Source organism: Streptomyces sp. CA-249302 (assembly GCF_050936785.1).
In the GTDB taxonomy this organism is placed as follows: domain Bacteria; phylum Actinomycetota; class Actinomycetes; order Streptomycetales; family Streptomycetaceae; genus Streptomyces.
In genome coordinates this window covers 1,106,043-1,121,870 of the sequence record NZ_JBNJMG010000001.1, presented here as the reverse complement: position 1 = coordinate 1,121,870, position 15,828 = coordinate 1,106,043, and the positions used below count along the sequence as shown (strand labels likewise).

At 70.9% G+C, this 15,828-nt stretch carries 14 protein-coding genes; 6 read left to right on the top strand and 8 right to left on the bottom strand.

The features are described 5' to 3' along the window. Nucleotides 1-66 precede the first annotated feature (66 nt). Nucleotides 67-2,073 (bottom strand): HEAT repeat domain-containing protein, encoded by a 2,007-nt coding sequence (locus tag ACQEWB_RS05045; protein WP_432827455.1) that lies wholly within the window; start codon nucleotides 2,071-2,073, stop codon nucleotides 67-69. A 142-nt stretch (nucleotides 2,074-2,215) separates the two neighbouring features. After that, on the bottom strand, nucleotides 2,216-3,880 hold the full coding sequence (locus ACQEWB_RS05040) for an acyl-CoA dehydrogenase family protein (protein ID WP_432827453.1): 1,665 nt from the start codon (nucleotides 3,878-3,880) through the stop codon (nucleotides 2,216-2,218). A gap of 72 nt (nucleotides 3,881-3,952) precedes the next feature. On the opposite strand from ACQEWB_RS05040, the gene ACQEWB_RS05035 reads away from it, so the two are divergent. After that, nucleotides 3,953-4,696: a PaaX family transcriptional regulator C-terminal domain-containing protein gene (locus ACQEWB_RS05035; protein ID WP_432827451.1), complete on the top strand. Its 744-nt coding sequence runs from the start codon at nucleotides 3,953-3,955 to the stop codon at nucleotides 4,694-4,696. A gap of 84 nt (nucleotides 4,697-4,780) precedes the next feature. Here ACQEWB_RS05035 and ACQEWB_RS05030 read toward each other — a convergent pair whose 3' ends face one another. Then, entirely contained in the window at nucleotides 4,781-5,578 is a 798-nt protein-coding gene (locus ACQEWB_RS05030; RefSeq protein ID WP_432827449.1) for a pectate lyase, read from the bottom strand. Between the two features lie 31 nt (nucleotides 5,579-5,609). Continuing rightward, nucleotides 5,610-6,587 (bottom strand): pectate lyase family protein, encoded by a 978-nt coding sequence (locus ACQEWB_RS05025; RefSeq protein WP_432827447.1) that lies wholly within the window; start codon nucleotides 6,585-6,587, stop codon nucleotides 5,610-5,612. A 347-nt stretch (nucleotides 6,588-6,934) separates the two neighbouring features. Between ACQEWB_RS05025 and ACQEWB_RS05020 the strand changes: the two genes are divergently transcribed. Then, nucleotides 6,935-8,251 carry an extracellular catalytic domain type 1 short-chain-length polyhydroxyalkanoate depolymerase gene (locus ACQEWB_RS05020; RefSeq protein WP_432827445.1) on the top strand — a complete coding sequence of 439 codons (1,317 nt, stop codon included), beginning with the start codon at nucleotides 6,935-6,937 and terminating at the stop codon, nucleotides 8,249-8,251. 152 nt (nucleotides 8,252-8,403) lie between these two features. Further along, nucleotides 8,404-8,541: a hypothetical protein gene (locus tag ACQEWB_RS05015; protein ID WP_432827443.1), complete on the top strand. Its 138-nt coding sequence runs from the start codon at nucleotides 8,404-8,406 to the stop codon at nucleotides 8,539-8,541. Here ACQEWB_RS05015 and ACQEWB_RS05010 read toward each other — a convergent pair. Further along, complete coding sequence (locus tag ACQEWB_RS05010) at nucleotides 8,538-9,617, bottom strand: NADH:flavin oxidoreductase/NADH oxidase (RefSeq protein ID WP_432827441.1); 1,080 nt, start codon at nucleotides 9,615-9,617, stop codon at nucleotides 8,538-8,540. The genes ACQEWB_RS05015 and ACQEWB_RS05010 overlap by 4 nt on opposite strands. Nucleotides 9,618-9,734: 117 nt before the next feature. Between ACQEWB_RS05010 and ACQEWB_RS05005 the strand changes: the two genes are divergently transcribed. Then, nucleotides 9,735-10,094, top strand: coding sequence for an ArsR/SmtB family transcription factor (locus tag ACQEWB_RS05005; RefSeq protein WP_432827439.1), 360 nt, complete (start codon nucleotides 9,735-9,737; stop codon nucleotides 10,092-10,094). Here the strand turns inward: ACQEWB_RS05005 and ACQEWB_RS05000 are convergent. Both ACQEWB_RS05000 and ACQEWB_RS04995 read right to left on the bottom strand, forming a co-directional pair. Beyond that, nucleotides 10,014-11,402 (bottom strand): nucleobase:cation symporter-2 family protein, encoded by a 1,389-nt coding sequence (locus tag ACQEWB_RS05000; RefSeq protein ID WP_432827437.1) that lies wholly within the window; start codon nucleotides 11,400-11,402, stop codon nucleotides 10,014-10,016. The two genes, ACQEWB_RS05005 and ACQEWB_RS05000, sit on opposite strands and share 81 nt — an antisense overlap. A gap of 127 nt (nucleotides 11,403-11,529) precedes the next feature. Continuing rightward, nucleotides 11,530-12,870 (bottom strand): FAD-dependent oxidoreductase, encoded by a 1,341-nt coding sequence (locus tag ACQEWB_RS04995; RefSeq protein WP_432827435.1) that lies wholly within the window; start codon nucleotides 12,868-12,870, stop codon nucleotides 11,530-11,532. Between the two features lie 190 nt (nucleotides 12,871-13,060). Here ACQEWB_RS04995 and ACQEWB_RS04990 point away from each other — a divergent pair, with 190 nt between their 5' ends. Beyond that, nucleotides 13,061-13,534 (top strand): DUF6214 family protein, encoded by a 474-nt coding sequence (locus ACQEWB_RS04990; RefSeq protein WP_432827433.1) that lies wholly within the window; start codon nucleotides 13,061-13,063, stop codon nucleotides 13,532-13,534. 33 nt (nucleotides 13,535-13,567) lie between these two features. Here ACQEWB_RS04990 and ACQEWB_RS04985 read toward each other — a convergent pair whose 3' ends face one another. Beyond that, nucleotides 13,568-14,221 (bottom strand): DUF305 domain-containing protein, encoded by a 654-nt coding sequence (locus ACQEWB_RS04985; protein ID WP_432843645.1) that lies wholly within the window; start codon nucleotides 14,219-14,221, stop codon nucleotides 13,568-13,570. Nucleotides 14,222-14,318: 97 nt separating this feature from the next. On the opposite strand from ACQEWB_RS04985, the gene ACQEWB_RS04980 reads away from it, so the two are divergent. Beyond that, nucleotides 14,319-15,821 (top strand): LVIVD repeat-containing protein, encoded by a 1,503-nt coding sequence (locus ACQEWB_RS04980; protein ID WP_432827431.1) that lies wholly within the window; start codon nucleotides 14,319-14,321, stop codon nucleotides 15,819-15,821. Nucleotides 15,822-15,828: the final 7 nt, after the last annotated feature.

The following is a 15,828-nucleotide window of genomic DNA, read 5'->3' as shown; positions in this document are numbered from 1 at the left end:
TGCGAGCGCCTGCGAGCCCCCGAGAGCTTCTGGAGAGCGTCTTGAGAGCCGTTCCTCCCGGTCCGCCTAAGCCTTGCCCACCACCTCCCGGCACGCGCGCAACAGCTCCTCGTCGTGCAGGACGTCGTGGCTGCCGTAGCCGCCGATCGAGGCCTGATGGCGGCGCGGCGCGGCGAGTTCGGCGCGTATGAGGTCGTGCAGGGGTGCGCCCGACACCCCCAGGGCGGCGAGGGCGGTGGTGATCGGACGGCGGGTGTGCGGGTTGGCCGTCCAGGCCGCCTGCAGAATCGGGGCGGCCAGGTCCGCGTCCCCGCCGATCCGCCACAGGGCGCACGCGGCCGACGTCCGCTCCCACAGGTCGTCGGAGCCGGCCATGCGGCGCAGTCGGGGCAGTGCCGGCCGGGCCGCCGCCCCGAGGCGCGCCAGCGTGTCGGCGGCCTCCCGCCGGTGGTGCCGGCGGTCGCTCGCCAACTCCCGTACCAGCACCGGCAGTACGACGTCCGGTTCGTCCGCCAGCGACCACAGGGCCGCCGCGGCAGCCACCCCGCGCTCGGTGTCCAGCAGTCCGCGCAGCACCGGTGTCGCCTCCCGCGCCGCCGCTGGGAACGCCCCCAGAGCGCGCACCGCCGACTCCACGACCGAGTCCCGCAGCCGGACACCCTCCGGTATGCCCCGCACCAGCCGCAGCACCTCGGGCGCCGACTCCGCGTCCGCCAGCGCCGTGAGCGCCGACAGCAGGGGCGCGGCCCGCTCGAAGAGCTCGGGCGAGTCGAGGGCGACCTCGCCGAGCCGCTCCCGCAGCGCCGGCGCGAGCGGGGCCGCGGCCGGGCCCAGGTGGACGACCACCTGGCCGAGGTCGTCCGGTACGAGAGGCCCGGCGAGCACCGCCGCCAGTTCCGGCACCGCCCGCGGATCCCCGGTCCTGGCCAGGGCCTTGAGCGGGCCGCCCAGCGTCGGCGCCCCCCGCTCCCACTGCCGTACCCACAGGTCGGGACGGGAGAGCACGAGTGTGTGGAGCGCGTCGGCGGCGGGGGCGGCCAGGTCGAAGAGGTCGCCCAGGACGGAGACCGCGGCGTCGCGCAACCGGTCCTCCTCGGCGGCCAGTTGGGCGCCGATCAGGGCCACGGGCCCGCGGTAGTCGGCCCGCCACTCGCGCAGCAGCCCCGCCGACATCCACACGGCGTTGCACCGGTCGGTCGGGTCCGGGCTGGTCAACTGCCCCATCAGCAGGGCGATCCGGTCGGCCACCCGGCCGCCGAGCGCACTGTGCAGCGTGCGCAGCAGCTGGGAGCCCTCCTCGTCCGAGGGCCGCAGCCGCCGGAGCCGGCCGACGAGCGTGTCGGTGTGGGGGAGCCCGGTTCCGGCCCGCGGGCAGGGCCGTGTCTCGGACCGGTCCCGTAACAGCCCCACGACGGTGGGCACCAGGTCGGCCGGCAGCCGGTCGGGCGCGCAGCCGGCCAGCTGACCGATGGCGGCCAGCCGCAGCCCGGGTCCGAACGGTGGCGCGCTCTGCGCGGCCAGGAGGTCGACCGCCTCGGCGGCGTGGTCGGGGTGGAGACGGGCGAAGGTCCCGAGGCCCTCGGCCAGGGCGAGCAGCACCCGGTCGTCCCGCTCCACCGTGATCCGCTCCCGCAACAGGCCCAGCACCCGCCCCGGTTGGTCGAGGAACCGCACGACCGCGCCCACGGCCGCCCGCCGCACCCCGGCATCGGGATCCCCCGTCAGCCGGACGAACGCCTCGGCACCCGCGTGTACCACCGCGCACGCCCTCGCGCCGGTGTCGTCCGTCCGGCTCTCGCCCTCCTGCCCGATGCTCACCAGCAGCTCGACCATCCCGCCGCGGTCCGCCACCTCTGCGCACTCCACCAGCACGAACAGGAACGGGATGCAGGCCAGCGTCGAGTCGTACACGTCTCCCTGGTGGTGCACCGCGCCGTACATCCCGTCGAGCGCGACCTCCCGCTCGGCGGGGTCCGCGGAGGCAAGCCCCCGCAGCAGTCCGGGCACGTCCTCCGCACTGCCGTACGCATGCCGCAGCGAGGCCCAGTCGACCTCGTCGATCCCCGTCAACACGTGTCCTCCCGAGGCGAAGTGCCAACTGATCGTGAGTCTGCACCACGCCACTGACAACCAAGCGGAATCGGGAGGTGACTGTGCGCCAATCGTCGGAAACGGTTCGGTCGGCGCGAGGGAGGTTCGGCCGGCCTGAAGGGCTTCAGTCCCCGCCGGGCAGCGCGCGGACCAGAATCGCGTCCGGATCGGCGGAGTCCGGCAGCGTGCCGAAGGCATGCCCCCAGTCGCCGCCGAGCCGGGTCGCGCAGAACGCGTCGGCGACCGCCGGCGGCGCGTGCCGGACGAGGAGGGAGGCCTGCAGCGCCAGCGCCATCTGCTCGACCAGGCGGCGGGCACCGGCCTCGGACCCGGAGCTCAGCAGGCCTTCCAGCCGGCCGACCGCGGCGTCCAGCCGCGCGTCCGCGCCCCGCGCCAGGGCGAGTTCGTCGAAGAAGGCCTGTGCGGTACCCGGCTCGCGCCGCAACGCCCGCAGCACGTCGAGGGCGTTGACGTTCCCCGAGCCCTCCCAGATCGACAGCAGCGGGGCCTCGCGGTAGTGGCGGGGCATGCCCGACTCCTCGACGTACCCGTTGCCGCCCAGGCATTCCAGGGCTTCCGCGGTGAAGGCCGGACCCCGCTTGGTGACCCAGTACTTGCCGACGGCGGTCGCGATCCGCCGGAAGGCCGCCTCGCCGGCGTCCCCGCGCACCGCCCGGTCGGCCGCTCCCGCCAGCCGCAGAGTGAGCGTCGTGGCGGCCTCGGACTCCAGCGCGAGGTCGGCCAGGACGTTGCGCATCAGGGGCTGGTCGACCAGCCGTGCCCCGAACGCGCTGCGGTGGCGCACATGGTGCCCCGCCTCGACGAGCGTCTTGCGCATCAGGGTCGCCGACATCATCACGCAGTCCAGGCGCGTGCAGTTGACCATCTCGATGATGGTCTTGACGCCCCGCCCCTCGGGCCCGACCAGCCAGGCGAACGTGCCGTCGAACTCCGGCTCGGAGGACGCGTTGGACCGGTTGCCCAGCTTGTCCTTGAGGCGCTGGAGCCGGAAGGTGTTGCGGCTGCCGTCCGGCAGGATCCGCGGCACCAGGAAGCAGGACAGCCCGTCCGGAGCCTGCGCCAGGACCAGGAACACGTCGCACATCGGCGCCGAGGTGAACCACTTGTGCCCGCGCAGCTGGTACATGCCGGGCTCGGCGGTGGGCCACGCCGTGGTGGTGTTCGTACGGACGTCGGAGCCGCCCTGCTTCTCGGTCATCCCCATGCCGGCGAGCAGCCCGCGCTTCTCGGTCGGCACCCGCAGACCGGGGTCGTACTCCCGGCTGGTCAGCAGGGGTTCGTACATCTTCGCCAGCTCGGGCTGCGCACGCAGCGCGGGTACGGCCGCGTACGTCATCGACGTCGGACAGCCGTGCCCGGCATCCGTGTGCCCCCACACCAACCCGCCCGCGGTACGCGCGACATGGGCGCCCGGCCGGTCCTCCGCCCAGGGCGTCGCCGCGAGCCCCGCGGCCACCGCGGCCCGCATCAGGTGATGCCAACTCGGGTGGAAGTCGACCTCGTCGACACGGTTGCCGTACCGGTCGTGCGTGCGCAGCACCGGCTCGTGCACGTTGGCCAGCTCGGCCCACTCCTGCGCCTCGGCGCTGCCGGCCCGCAGCCCGAGCCGCCGTATGTCCTCCTCGGCCCACTCGGCACCCTCCCGGTGCAGCCCCTCCATCAGGGCGGTGTCCTCAGAGGCGTCGTAGGGCGTCAGCGGGGGCGGCTGGTTGGTGACGGAATGCGTGGTGTACTGCTGCGGCTGCGTGGGCGCGGGTGTCGTGGCCATACGGTCATGTTGCATCTTTTCTTCGGCCGTAGCAATGATGCAACAAGAAGGTCGCACGTAGGGTAAGTGACCATGCCGATGAACGTGTCAGTGCAGCCCGGCGAGGCCGGCCTGCGGCCGCTGTCCGCGCGCTCGGTCGTGCTGAGCCTGCTCCTCGGCGTGCACCCGCCGGAGCTCCCGGTGAAGGACCTGGTGCGTGCGGTGGAGCCGTTCGGTGTCGGCGGCTCCACGCTGCGGGCCGCGCTCAGCCGTATGGTCACCGCCGGTGACCTGCGGCGCACCGACTCCGTCTACCGGCTCAGCGACCGGCTGCTGGCCCGCCAGCGCCGCCAGGACGACGCGGTGGACGCTCGCACGCGCGCGTGGGACGGCGACTGGGAGATGACGGTGATCACGGCGACCGGCCGCGGCCCCGCCGAGCGCGCCGTCCTGCGCGCCCGGCTGGCCGGCCTGAGGCTGGCCGAACTCCGCGAGGGTGTCTGGCTGCGCCCCGCCAACCTTCTCCGGCCGCTCCCGGACGACCTGGCCCCCGTGGCCCAGTCCTACACGGCCCGCCCCGACCTCCCCGCGCCCGAACTGGCCGCCTCCCTGTGGCCCTTGGACGCCTGGGCCGCCGACGCCCGCTCCCTGCTGGCCCACATCGCCGCGGCCGGCCTCCCCGCCCACCGCCTCACCGCCTTCGCCGCGGTCGTACGCCACCTGCTCACCGACCCCGTCCTGCCCCCGGAACTCCTCCCCGCCGACTGGCCGGGCGCGGCACTGCGGGCCGCATACGCCGAGTACCAGCGGGAGATCGCCGGCTCCATCGGCGTATGACGCGGGACTCGGGAGGTGACACGACGGCGGCCGTACGAAGCGCCGTGCGGGTGCGCTTCGTACGGCCGGGTTCACCGTGGGGGTCTACTTGTAGGTGATGTCCGAGGCGGCGTACTTGCAGTACGTCGAGTCCGGACCCGAGCCGTTCTTAGGCGGCTCCGCGCCCGTGTTGTTCCCGATGTACTTCTGGCAGGGCACGATCTTCTTGCTGCTGTCCCCGACGATGGTGATCTTCTTCAGGGTCGCGCTGTCGCCGTAGTTGGTGTTGATCCCGACCAGCGCGCTGCCCTTGTAGGTCGCCTCGATGGTGTTGAGGTTGATGGTCCGCTTGTACTGCGTGCCGCAGTTGCCGCAGGAGCGGACCAGCTTGCCGAAGTTCTGCACCGCGAAGTTGGAGACGTTCAGCGTGCCGGCGCCGTTGAACTGGAACACCTTGTCGCTGGCTTCCTTCGCGCCGCCGCCGGAGACGGTGTACACGTTGGACGACGAGGAGCCCCGGAAGGTCGCCGCGTCCTCACCGACGTCCTCCCACCACACGTTCTGGAGCGTGCAGCTGCCCTCGCAGTGGATGCCGTCGGCGGCGGGCGCCCCGATGATGACGTTCTTCAGGACGGCGCCGGGGGCCAGGTCCAGGATCGGGTCCTGGTCCTCGTTCTGGCCGCCGGTGCCGAGGTCGCCGCTGCCGTAGAGGCGCTTCATCCCGTAGTCCTTGGTGCCGGAGACCGGGATGGTCGCGGTGACGGCCTGGCTGCCGTTGGCGGTGGGCCAGGTGGCGGCGCTCGCCGGGGAGGCTCCGTCTGTCATGATCATGACAGACGTAAGTCCTAGAGCGGCCAGGCCGCCGGCCAGTGCGCGCGCACGCGTGCGTGCTGGTGAGGTCATGTCCCGATGCCTTCTTCCGGGTGGGGGGTGGTCAGAGCTTGCCGGTGCCCGCGCCGGCGGTCACCGAGGCGACCACGGACGAGGCGGGCTCGGCGGTGTAGCTGTAGGGCGGGCTGGTGAAGGTGCCGACCTGGGAGATCTCGGTGGCGGCTCCGCCGAGGTCGTTTCCGGACAGGTTGGCGTAGCCGTCCACGTCGCTGTCCCGGTTGGTCGTGACGGCGACCTCGGTGCTGCGGAACACGTTGTTCTGGACGAACATCTGCGCACCCATGCGCGAGTGCACGGCCGTCTCGGCGCCGACGACGTAGTTGTCGTAGAAGTGCCCGGTGCCGAACCGCAGGCTGGGGATGCGGGAGTTGACGTTGTCGAACCAGTTGTGGTGGTACGTCACCCGCAGATGCCCGGTGTCCTCGCTCGCGTTGTTGTCGCTGTGGCCGACCAGCGAGCCCTTGTAGTGGTCCTTGAAGACGTTCCAGGACACCGTGACGTAGTCCGAGGCATGGGTGATGTCGACCAGTCCGTCGTAGTAGTCCTTGTCGTGGTCGCGGTCGGACGACAGGGCGTTGTGGTCGATCCACACCTTCGTCGACTTCTGCACCGTGATCGCGTCCGTGCCGACCGCCTTGCTGAGGTTCAGGTTGCGGACGATCACGTTGGTCGCGTTCTTCAGCCGCAGCCCGCCACCGGTGAACCCGGACGACGAACCGACGCCCAGCACCGTGGTGTTGGAGCCGATGTCGACCTGACCGCTCAGCGAGATCAGGCCGCTCACCTTGACGACCTTCGCCGTGCTGCCGGTGACCGCCGTCTTGAAGGCGGCCAGGGTCGAGACGGTGGTCGCCGTGGCGCTGCCGCCGCCGGTCGTCCCGGCGCCGAACCCGACCGGCGACGAATCGGCCGCGCCGGCGGACTGGGGGAGGGCGAGAACGGTCACCGTGGCCAGCGCGGCCGCGGCGGCCGCCACCATCGTGGTTCTTTGCGCGTGTGTACGTGGGGGGCGAGTACGCATGCGGGTGCGTCCCTTCGGGAGGTCTTGCTTGGTCGTGTACGTGAACGACGTACTCCATGTTGAACTCCGCGCGCGAGCATGGTGACCGATCGGGCCCTGTCGGTCACGGTGCTGAACGGAACGTAGAGGGTAAGCGCTTTCTGGTCAACGCTTTGCGCAGGACGCATTCCGTAAGCCCAGGTGGGCGGCAAGGGCTGTCCGGATCCGGGCGGGACAGCCCCGTGGGAGCGCTTCCATGGAGGGCGTGTCCATGCCACGATGCGGAACGGGCTCCCGCCTTCTCCGGAAGATTCCCGAGAAGTTCCGAACGGCTTTCGACCGACTCCCGCCGAGAAAGGGGCAAGGACGTGTCCACCCGCACCCGTACGACCCCGAGGAGACCACTGCGGACGGTGCTCCCGGCACTGGTCACCGCACTGGTGTCGTTGCTCGCAGCGGTCACCCTCGCCGCACCCCCGGCCGCCGCCGCGCGCGCCGCGGTCCCCACCGCGACCCTCACCGAGGTCACGGACTTCGGCACCAACCCCAGCAACCTCCAGATGTACCTCTACGTGCCGGACAGCGTCACCGCGCATCCCGCGGTCGTCGTCGCCGTGCACTACTGCACCGGCTCCGGACCGGCCATGTACAACGGCACCGAATGGGCCCAACTCGCCGACACCTACGGCTTCGTGGTGATCTACCCGTCGGTCACCCGGGCCAGCAAGTGCTTCGACGTCTCCTCGCCGCAGGCCCTCGAGCGCGGCGGCGGCAGCGACCCGGTCGGCATCAAGTCGATGATCGACTGGGTGACCCGTACGTACAGCGCGGACACCACGAAGGTCTACGCCACCGGGATCTCCTCCGGCGCGATGATGACGAACGTCCTGCTCGGCGACTACCCCGACGTGTTCGCGGCCGGCGCCGCCTTCTCCGGCGTGCCCTTCGGCTGCTTCGCCACCACCGACGGCTCAGAGTGGAACAGCGCGTGCGCGAACGGCACGGTGACCCACACCCCGCAGGAGTGGGGCGACCTGGTGCGCGGCGCCTACCCGGGTTACACCGGCCCCCGCCCCCGGATGCAGTTGTGGCACGGCACCGAGGACGCGACGCTGCGCTACCCGAACTTCGGCGAGGAGATCAAGCAGTGGACGGACGTCCAGGGCGTCGGCCAGACCCCGGCCGCCACGGACTCACCCGTCTCCGGCTGGACCCGCACCCGCTACGGCTCCACCGGTGACCGGGCCGCCGTCGAGGCCATCAGCCTCCAGGGCGTCGGCCACAACCTCTACACGTACGGCATGGCCTCCCGCGCCCTCACCTTCTTCGGACTCGACAGTTCGGGCCCCGCGCCCCAACCGCAGCCCGGCGCCTGCAAGGTGAGCGTCACCACCAACGCCTGGAACACCGGCCTGACCGCCTCCGTGGCCATCACCAACACCGGCACCACGACGGTCAACGGCTGGCAGCTCGGCTTCACCCTGCCGGCGGGGCAGGTCATCACCAACGGCTGGGGTGCGACGTACGCGCCGGCCTCCGGAGCGGTGACGGCGACGAACGCCACGTACAACGCGACGATCGCCCCGAACACGAGCGTGAGTATCGGCTACCAGGCGAACCACACGGGCAACAGCGCGGCTCCGGCCGCTTTCGTCCTCAACGGGACGGCCTGCACGGCCGGTTGAGGACGGGCACAGGAAGTCCTCGCGATGGGCACAGAAAGCCTCCGTGTTCTCCGCGAAGGCGGCCGGCCGGCCGTGATTTATTGGGCGGCCGGCCATGGAACAGCTGCACGGATCGGGCGAGTATGAATTCGAGTGAGAACGAACATCTGCCGGTGTACGAAAGTCTCGTACGCGAACGCGGAGACGTGGTGACCGAGGCGCGGGTGGTGGCCGAGCGGGCGCAGCGCCAGGCGCGGCAGGCGCTCGACGGTCACCACTGGGCCGAGGAGGCGGTCGCTCCGGGGAGCTAGACGGACCGGTGGTACTGGTCCGGCACATGCACGTCCCCGCCGAGCTCACGGGCCGCGGCCCGCGCCCAGGACGGGCTGCGCAGCAGCTCGCGGCCGAGCAGCACCGCGTCCGCGTCACCGTTGGCCAGGATCTTCTCGGCCTGTTCGACGCCGGTGATCAGACCCACGGCCGCGACCGGCAGTGAGGTCTCGGCCTTCACCCGGGCCGCGAACGGCACCTGGTAGCCGGGGCCGGTGGGGATGCGCACGCCGGAGGCGTTGCCGCCGGTCGAGACGTCGAGCAGGTCGATGCCGTGGCCGTGGAGCTCGGCGGCGAAACGGACCGTGTCGTCGGCCGTCCAGCCGCCCTCCTCCAGCCAGTCGGTCGCCGAGATGCGGAAGAACAGCGGCTTGTCGTCCGGCCACACCTCCCGCACGGCGTCCACGACCTCGAGCGCGAAGCGGACGCGGTTCTCGTACGAGCCGCCGTACGCGTCGGTGCGGTGGTTGGAGTGCGGCGAGAGGAACTCGTTGATCAGATAGCCGTGGGCACCGTGGATCTCGGCCACCTCGAAACCGGCGGCGAGGGCACGGCGGGCCGCAGCGGCGAACTGGCCCACGACCGCACGGATTTGATCGACCGTCAGCTCGGTGGGCACCGGGTGCCTGCCGTCGAAGGCGAGCGCGCTCGGCGCGACACCCCGCCACCCGTTCTCCTCCGGCCCGAGCGGCGCGCCGCCCTTCCAGGGCTGGTCCGTCGACGCCTTGCGGCCCGCATGGGCCAGCTGGATGCCGGGCACCGTCCCCTGGGAGACGAGGAAGCGCGTGATCCGGCGGAACGCCTCGACCTGGGTGTCGTTCCAGATCCCCAGGTCCTGCGGCGAGATCCGGCCCTCCGGCGACACGCCCGTCGCCTCGACGATGATCAGCCCCGTGCCGCCGGCCGCGCGCGCCGCGTAGTGCGCGAAGTGCCAGTCGTTCGGGGCGCCGGTCTCCGGGCCCTCCGACGCGGCGGAGTACTGGCACATCGGGGGCATCCACACGCGGTTCGGGATGGTCACGTCGCGCAGGGTGAAGGGCTGGAAGAGGGCGCTCATCGGGAGCTGCTCCGTTCTCGCGGGACCGAGGTACGGCTCGTACGATAGGCATCGTAGTACGTCGAATGTCAAACTACGATGCCTGCCGAACTACGAAAGTTCTCGTACAATGGCCGCGTGAGTACCCCCGCCCCCGCCACCAGCAGCCGTGACCTCCCGCATCCCGGGCGGGCCGAGATCCGGCTGGAGGGCGTGCTGCACGCGCTCTCCGACCCGATGCGGCTGCGGATCGTGCGAGAACTCGCCGCCGACGGCGACGAGCTCTCCTGCTCGCGGTTCGACCTGCCCGTCACCAAGTCCACGACCACGCACCACTTCCGGGTGCTGCGCGAGGCCGGGGTGATCCGGCAGAACTACCGGGGCACGGCCAAGATGAACGGCCTGCGCCGGGACGATCTAGACGACCTCTTCCCGGGACTCCTCGACGCCCTTCTCGCCGCCGCCGACCGGCAGGCCGTCCGCCTCCGGAAGCGCTGAACCGGCCTTCGAGGGAAGGTGGTTGAAGAGCAGGTTCAGTACGATCGCGGTGAGGCAGCCGGCGCTGATGCCGCTGTTCATCACCGTCTGGAACCAGTCCGGGAACTTCGCGTAGACCGTCGGCACCCCGACCGGCAGCATGCCGACCGCCACCGAGACCGCCACGACCGTGAGGTTGTGGTTGTCCTTGAAGTCGACCTGGGCCAGGGTCCTGAGGCCGCTCGCGGCCACCGTCCCGAACATCACCAGACCCGCTCCGCCCAGCACCGGCGCCGGTATCGCCGCGACCACCGCGCCCAGCTTGGGCAGCAGGCCGAGCAGGACCAGGATCCCGCCCGCCGTGGCCACCACCCAGCGGCTGCGCACCCGGGTCATGCCGACGAGGCCCACGTTCTGCGCGTACGCCGTGTACGGGAAGGTGTTGAAGACGCCGCCCAGCACGGTCGACAGGCCGTCGGCGCGCAGTCCGTCCGCCAACGAGCGCGGCTCGACCTTGCGGCCGGTCATCTCGCCGACCGCGATCAGGTCACCGGTCGTCTCGGTCATCGTCACCAGCGCCACGACCAGCATCGAGATGATCGCCGACGCCTTGAAGGTCGGCGCCCCGAAGTGGAACGGCGTGCTGATGCCCAGCCAGTCGGCGTCCCCGACCCCGCCGAAGTCCGTGAACCCGAAGGGGACGGCCACCGCCAGACCGATCACGATGCCGACCAGCACCGCGATCCGGCTCAGGAAAACCGGCGCGAACCGCTGCACGCCCAGCACCACCAGCAGCACGAAGCCGGCCAGCGCGAGGTTCTTCGGCTCCCCGAAGTCCTTCGAACCGGCCCCGCCCGCCGCCCAGTTGCCCGCGACCGGCAGCAGCGAGACACCGATGATCAGGATCACCGTGCCGGTGACCAGCGGCGGGAAGAACCGCAGCAGCCTCCCGAACACCGGCGCCAGCAGCACGATCGCCAGCCCCGCGACGATCACCGAGCCGTAGATCGCGGGCAGCCCGCCGCCCGTCGTCCCGATCAGCACCATCGGCGACACGGCGGCGAACGTACAGCCCTGCATGATCGGCAGCCGCACGCCGAACCGCCAGAAACCCACGCACTGGATGAGCGTCGCGATGCCGCACACCAGCAGATCGGCGGTGATCAGATACGCCAGGTCCGCGGACGACAGCTTCATCGCACCGCCCACGATCAGCGGCACCGCCACCGCGCCCGCGTACATCGCGAGCACGTGCTGGAGACCGAAGGCGGCCAACTGCCGTACGGGTGGGACCTCGTCGACGGGATGGGCCGGGGTGGGTGTGGCCATGAGCACTCCAGAGCGGCGGGGGCGGGGGAGAGATCCAACAGGACGAGACCGTAAGGACCTTGAACAGTTTGTTGATTTCCGGGTGTTGCCGACGTGTGTCCTGCCCACCGGATCGCGGCCGACTCTGCTACGAGGCCGCCCGCGCCGCGGCCAGCAGCGACTCCCAGTCGGCCAGCTTGACCACGCTCCGCCCGAGGGAGGCCCCGAGCGTCGCCTCGGCCCGCTCGATCGCCTGCCATCCGGCCCACTCCACCGGCTCGATCCCCGCCGCGCGCAGCGCCGTGACCGGGTCTTCCGGTACTTCTTTGCGTACGAGGACGGAGGCGTCCTCCAGCAGCGAGGTCACCGTCTCCTTGGCATCCGGCCGGTTGGTGCCGATGACGCCCGTCGGGCCGCGCTTGATCCAGCCGGCCACGTACTCGCCCGGCACGGTGAAGCAGCCGTGCAGGACCCGGCCCTGTACATGCGGGACGGTGCAGGTCTCCTCGTCGAACGGCAGCCCGTCGAGGGGCACTCCGCGGTAGCCGACCGAACGCAGCACCAACTGCGCCTCGACGGTCTCGTACCGCCCCGTGCCGCGCACCCCGCCGCGCCCGTCGGGCTCCGTCCGCTCGAAGAGCACGGCGCCCACCCGCCCGTCCTCCTCCAGCAGTTCGACCGGACGCAGGAAGAAACGCATCCAGATACTGCGGCCCGCACCCCGGGAACCGGCCCCGCCCCAGCCCCGCAGTACCTCCACGTTGCGCCGCTGGACCGCGGGCAGCGCGGCCGGGTCGGCGTAGGCCGGATCGATGGCCAACTCGTCCGGATCCACGACCAGTTCGGTGTCCGGCAGGCCGCCCAGCTCGCGCAGCTCCTTGGTGGTGAAGCGGCCCTGCGAGGGGCCGCGCCGGGCGACCATGTGGATGTCCGTCACCGGGCTCGCCGCCAGCGCGCTGAGCGCGCCCTGCGGAATGTCGGTGGGACTCAGTTCCGCCGCGCCGCGGGCCAGCATGCGGGTGACGTCGACCGCGACGTTCCCTGCGCCGATCACCACGGCCGAACGGGTGCCGCGCACGAAGGCGTCGTCGACCGCGTCCGGATGGGCGCTGTACCAGGACACGAACTGGGTCGCCGACCAGCTGCCCGGCAGGTCCTCGCCGGGGATCCCGAGATGGCGGTCGGTGGCCGCGCCCACGCAGTACACGACCGCGTGGTAAAGCTCCCGCAGCCGCTCGGTCGGCACCCCGCGGGGGCTGACCTGGACCCCGCCCAGGAACCGCACCCGCTCGTGCTCCAGGATCGTCCGCAGATTGTTCTGCAGCGACTTGATCTTCTCGTGGTCCGGCGCCACCCCGTAGCGCACCAGGCCGTACGGGCACGGCAGCCGGTCCAGGACGTCGACGTGCACCCCCGGATCGAGCTGGACGAGGTTCTGGGCGGTGTAGACCCCGCTCGGCCCGGAGCCGACGACGGCGACACGCAGCACGGCGGAACCCCTTACGGCAGGAGATCGCTGACGGCACCAATATCGCACCGTCGGTGCTGGCCCGACAGGGTGTCGGCGCGGCTCACCCGTGCGTGTCCGTTCGTATGGAATGTGATGATGCGGTTACGTTGCGTGTGTGCTAGAAGCATCCTTTCTTAATCTTTCTGATCGTTGTCCGACGGACGGCACGGTGTCCGTGTGGCCCGCGTGGGAAGTGCAGGAGGGCGCGGACGCGGTCACGACGGCCTGGTTCACCGTCCGGCTGGCGTTCCCCGACGGCGCCCGGGTCGACGCCCTTGCCGTGGTCGGCGAGGGGAGCGTCTCCCTGGAGGACGTCCGGGCCCAGCCGGCGCTGTCCCTGGACGACCTGGCGCTGCTCGCGGACTGGATCGAGGACCCGCTCTTCGACGCGTGCGGCTTCGGCGAGGAGGCGCCCGCGGAAGCCGGCGGCCCGTCGGGCTCGCGGCGCGCCCGTCCCGCCTGGCCGCGGGGGACCGAGGGCCGCTGGCTCGTCGCGCAGGAGTACCGGGCCGCGCAGGAGGAGGGCGTCGACCCGGTCCTCGCGGTGATGTGCGCGACCGGCCACAGCCGCCGCAAGTCGCTCCGGATGATCTCGCAGGCGCGAGACGCGGGATACCTGACACCCAGTCACGCACGCCGCTGACAAAGGACGTTGGAGCGGTCGGCCGTTCGGCCGTTACTGCATGTCGCGCATCCGGGTGATCTCGCTCGTCTGCTGGGCGATCACGTCGTCGGCCATCTCCTCGATCTGGATGTTGTTGCCCTGCGCCTTCACGTCGGTCGCCATGGTGATCGCGCCCTCGTGATGCGTGATCATCAGCGTCAGGAACAGCTGGTCGAAGGCCTTTCCCTCGGCCGCGCGCAGCTTCTTCAGCTGGGCGTCTGTCGCCATCCCGGGCATGGCCGCGTGGTCGTGCCCCTCGGTCTTCTCGTCCTTGCCGTGTCTCTTCAACCAGCCCTGCATGGCCTTGATTTCGGGGTTCTGTGCGGCGGCGATGCGTTCCGCCAGCCGCTTCACCTGCGTCGACTCGGCGTGTTCCGGGGTGAGTTCGGTCATCTCCAGGGCCTGCGAGTGGTGCGCGATCATCATGCGGGCGTAGGAGACGTCCGCCGAGTTGGGGGAGTCGTCCTCGGCGCGCTGCTCGGTGGCGTCCGCGGCGGACAGCGTCCGGTTCTCCTCGCCCGGCAGACCCGGCGCGATCACCGAAGGCCCGTTCGCCGCAGGTGACTTGGCCCGCGACTCCGAGTCGCAGGCCGACAGCCCGACCAGAGCCGCGGTGGCCAGTGCCGCCGCGGCGAGGGCTCGCCATGACCGGCCGAAAACCTTCATTACGAGTTCGTTGCCCTCTGTTGATCTGTGCATGGTGAAGACGATACTTCGGGGATGCGTGAACCGTTCCGCCACGAACGGAACTAGGGAGGAAACAGTGACCCTGTTGAACCAGCTCCGAACGCGACGCAGACGCCTGGGAGTTGCCGCCGCCGCGGCCGGACTCCTGGCCGCACTGCTGACCGCCGCACCGGCGGCCGCGACCCCCGACCCCGGGGACGCCCCGGCCACCGGCAAGGAGGTGTCGAAGAGCGCGCGGGCCGAGGCGGCCGAGGCCATCGCGGGCGGTGAGATACCCGGCCAGGACGAGATCGTCCACTCCGCCAACATCGAACCCCTGGTCAACATCCCCAAGGACGCCCTCGCGGGCACCAATTCGGACCTCGCCTTCCAGGGCAGGTACGCCTTCGCCGGCAACTACGACGGCTTCCGCATCTTCGACATCAGCAACCCGAAGGCGCCGAGGACGGTCGCCCAAGTCCTGTGCCCCGGCTCGCAGAACGACATCTCCGTCTCCGGCGACCTGCTCTTCCTGTCCACCGACTCCTCGCGCAGCGACAGCAGTTGCAACAGCACCACCCAGCCCGCGACCGAGAAGTCCTCGTGGGAGGGCATGAAGGTCTTCGACATCAGCGACAAGAAGAACCCCAGATACGTCGCCGCCGTCGAGACCGCCTGCGGCTCGCACACCCACTCGCTGGTACCGGAGCGCCGTAACGTCTACGTCTACGTCTCCTCGTACTCACCCAGCGCCACCTACCCGGACTGCCAGCCGCCGCACGACGGCATCTCCGTCATCAAGGTGCCGCGCAGCCACCCCGAGAAGGCGGCCGTGGTGGACTTCCCCGTGCTCTTCCCCGGCGACGGTCCCGACGGCGGCGGCAATCCGGGCTCACCCACCAACCCGGGCGTCTCCAAGACCACCGGCTGCCACGACATCACCGTGCTGCCCTCGAAGGACCTCGCCGCGGGCGCCTGCATGGGCGACGGCATCCTGCTCTCCATCAAGGATCCTGAGCACCCGAAGGTCATCGACCAGGTCCAGGACAACGTCAACTTCGCCTTCTGGCACTCGGCGACCTTCAACCAGGAGGCGAACAAGGTCGTGTTCACCGACGAGTTGGGCGGCGGCGGTGCGGCCACCTGCAACGCGGCGATCGGTCCCGACCGAGGTGCCGACGGCATCTACGACATCGTCGGCAAGGGCGACAAGCGCAAGCTGGTCTTCCGCAGCTACTACAAGATCCCCCGCCACCAGGCCGACACCGAGAACTGCGTCGCCCACAACGGCTCGCTGATCCCGGTCAAGGGCAAGGACATCATGGTCCAGGCCTGGTACCAAGGAGGCGTCTCCGTCTGGGAGTTCACCGACTCCGCGAACCCGAAGGAGATCGCCTACTTCGAGCGCGGCCCGCTGTCCACCACCACCCTGCAGGTGGGCGGTGCCTGGTCGGCGTACTACTACAACGGCTACATCTACGCGAACGACATCGCCAAGGGCTTCGACGTCCTGAAGCTCACCGACCGGCGCACGGATCCGGCGAAGCGGGTACGGCTGGAGGAGCTCAACGTCCAGACGCAGCCGGACTACTTCGACTGAGCCGGCG

Excerpts from the sequence above, each read along its gene's own strand:
- ACQEWB_RS05030 (WP_432827449.1), bottom strand. The coding sequence starts at position 5,578 with ATGACCTCACCAGCACGCACGCGTGCGCGCGCACTGGCCGGCGGCCTG.
- ACQEWB_RS05000 (WP_432827437.1), bottom strand. The coding sequence starts at position 11,402 with ATGGCCACACCCACCCCGGCCCATCCCGTCGACGAGGTCCCACCCGTA.
- ACQEWB_RS05040 (WP_432827453.1), bottom strand. The coding sequence starts at position 3,880 with ATGGCCACGACACCCGCGCCCACGCAGCCGCAGCAGTACACCACGCAT.
- ACQEWB_RS05010 (WP_432827441.1), bottom strand. The coding sequence starts at position 9,617 with ATGAGCGCCCTCTTCCAGCCCTTCACCCTGCGCGACGTGACCATCCCG.
- ACQEWB_RS05025 (WP_432827447.1), bottom strand. The coding sequence starts at position 6,587 with ATGCGTACTCGCCCCCCACGTACACACGCGCAAAGAACCACGATGGTG.
- ACQEWB_RS04985 (WP_432843645.1), bottom strand. The coding sequence starts at position 14,221 with ATGAAGGTTTTCGGCCGGTCATGGCGAGCCCTCGCCGCGGCGGCACTG.
- ACQEWB_RS05035 (WP_432827451.1), top strand. The coding sequence starts at position 3,953 with ATGCCGATGAACGTGTCAGTGCAGCCCGGCGAGGCCGGCCTGCGGCCG.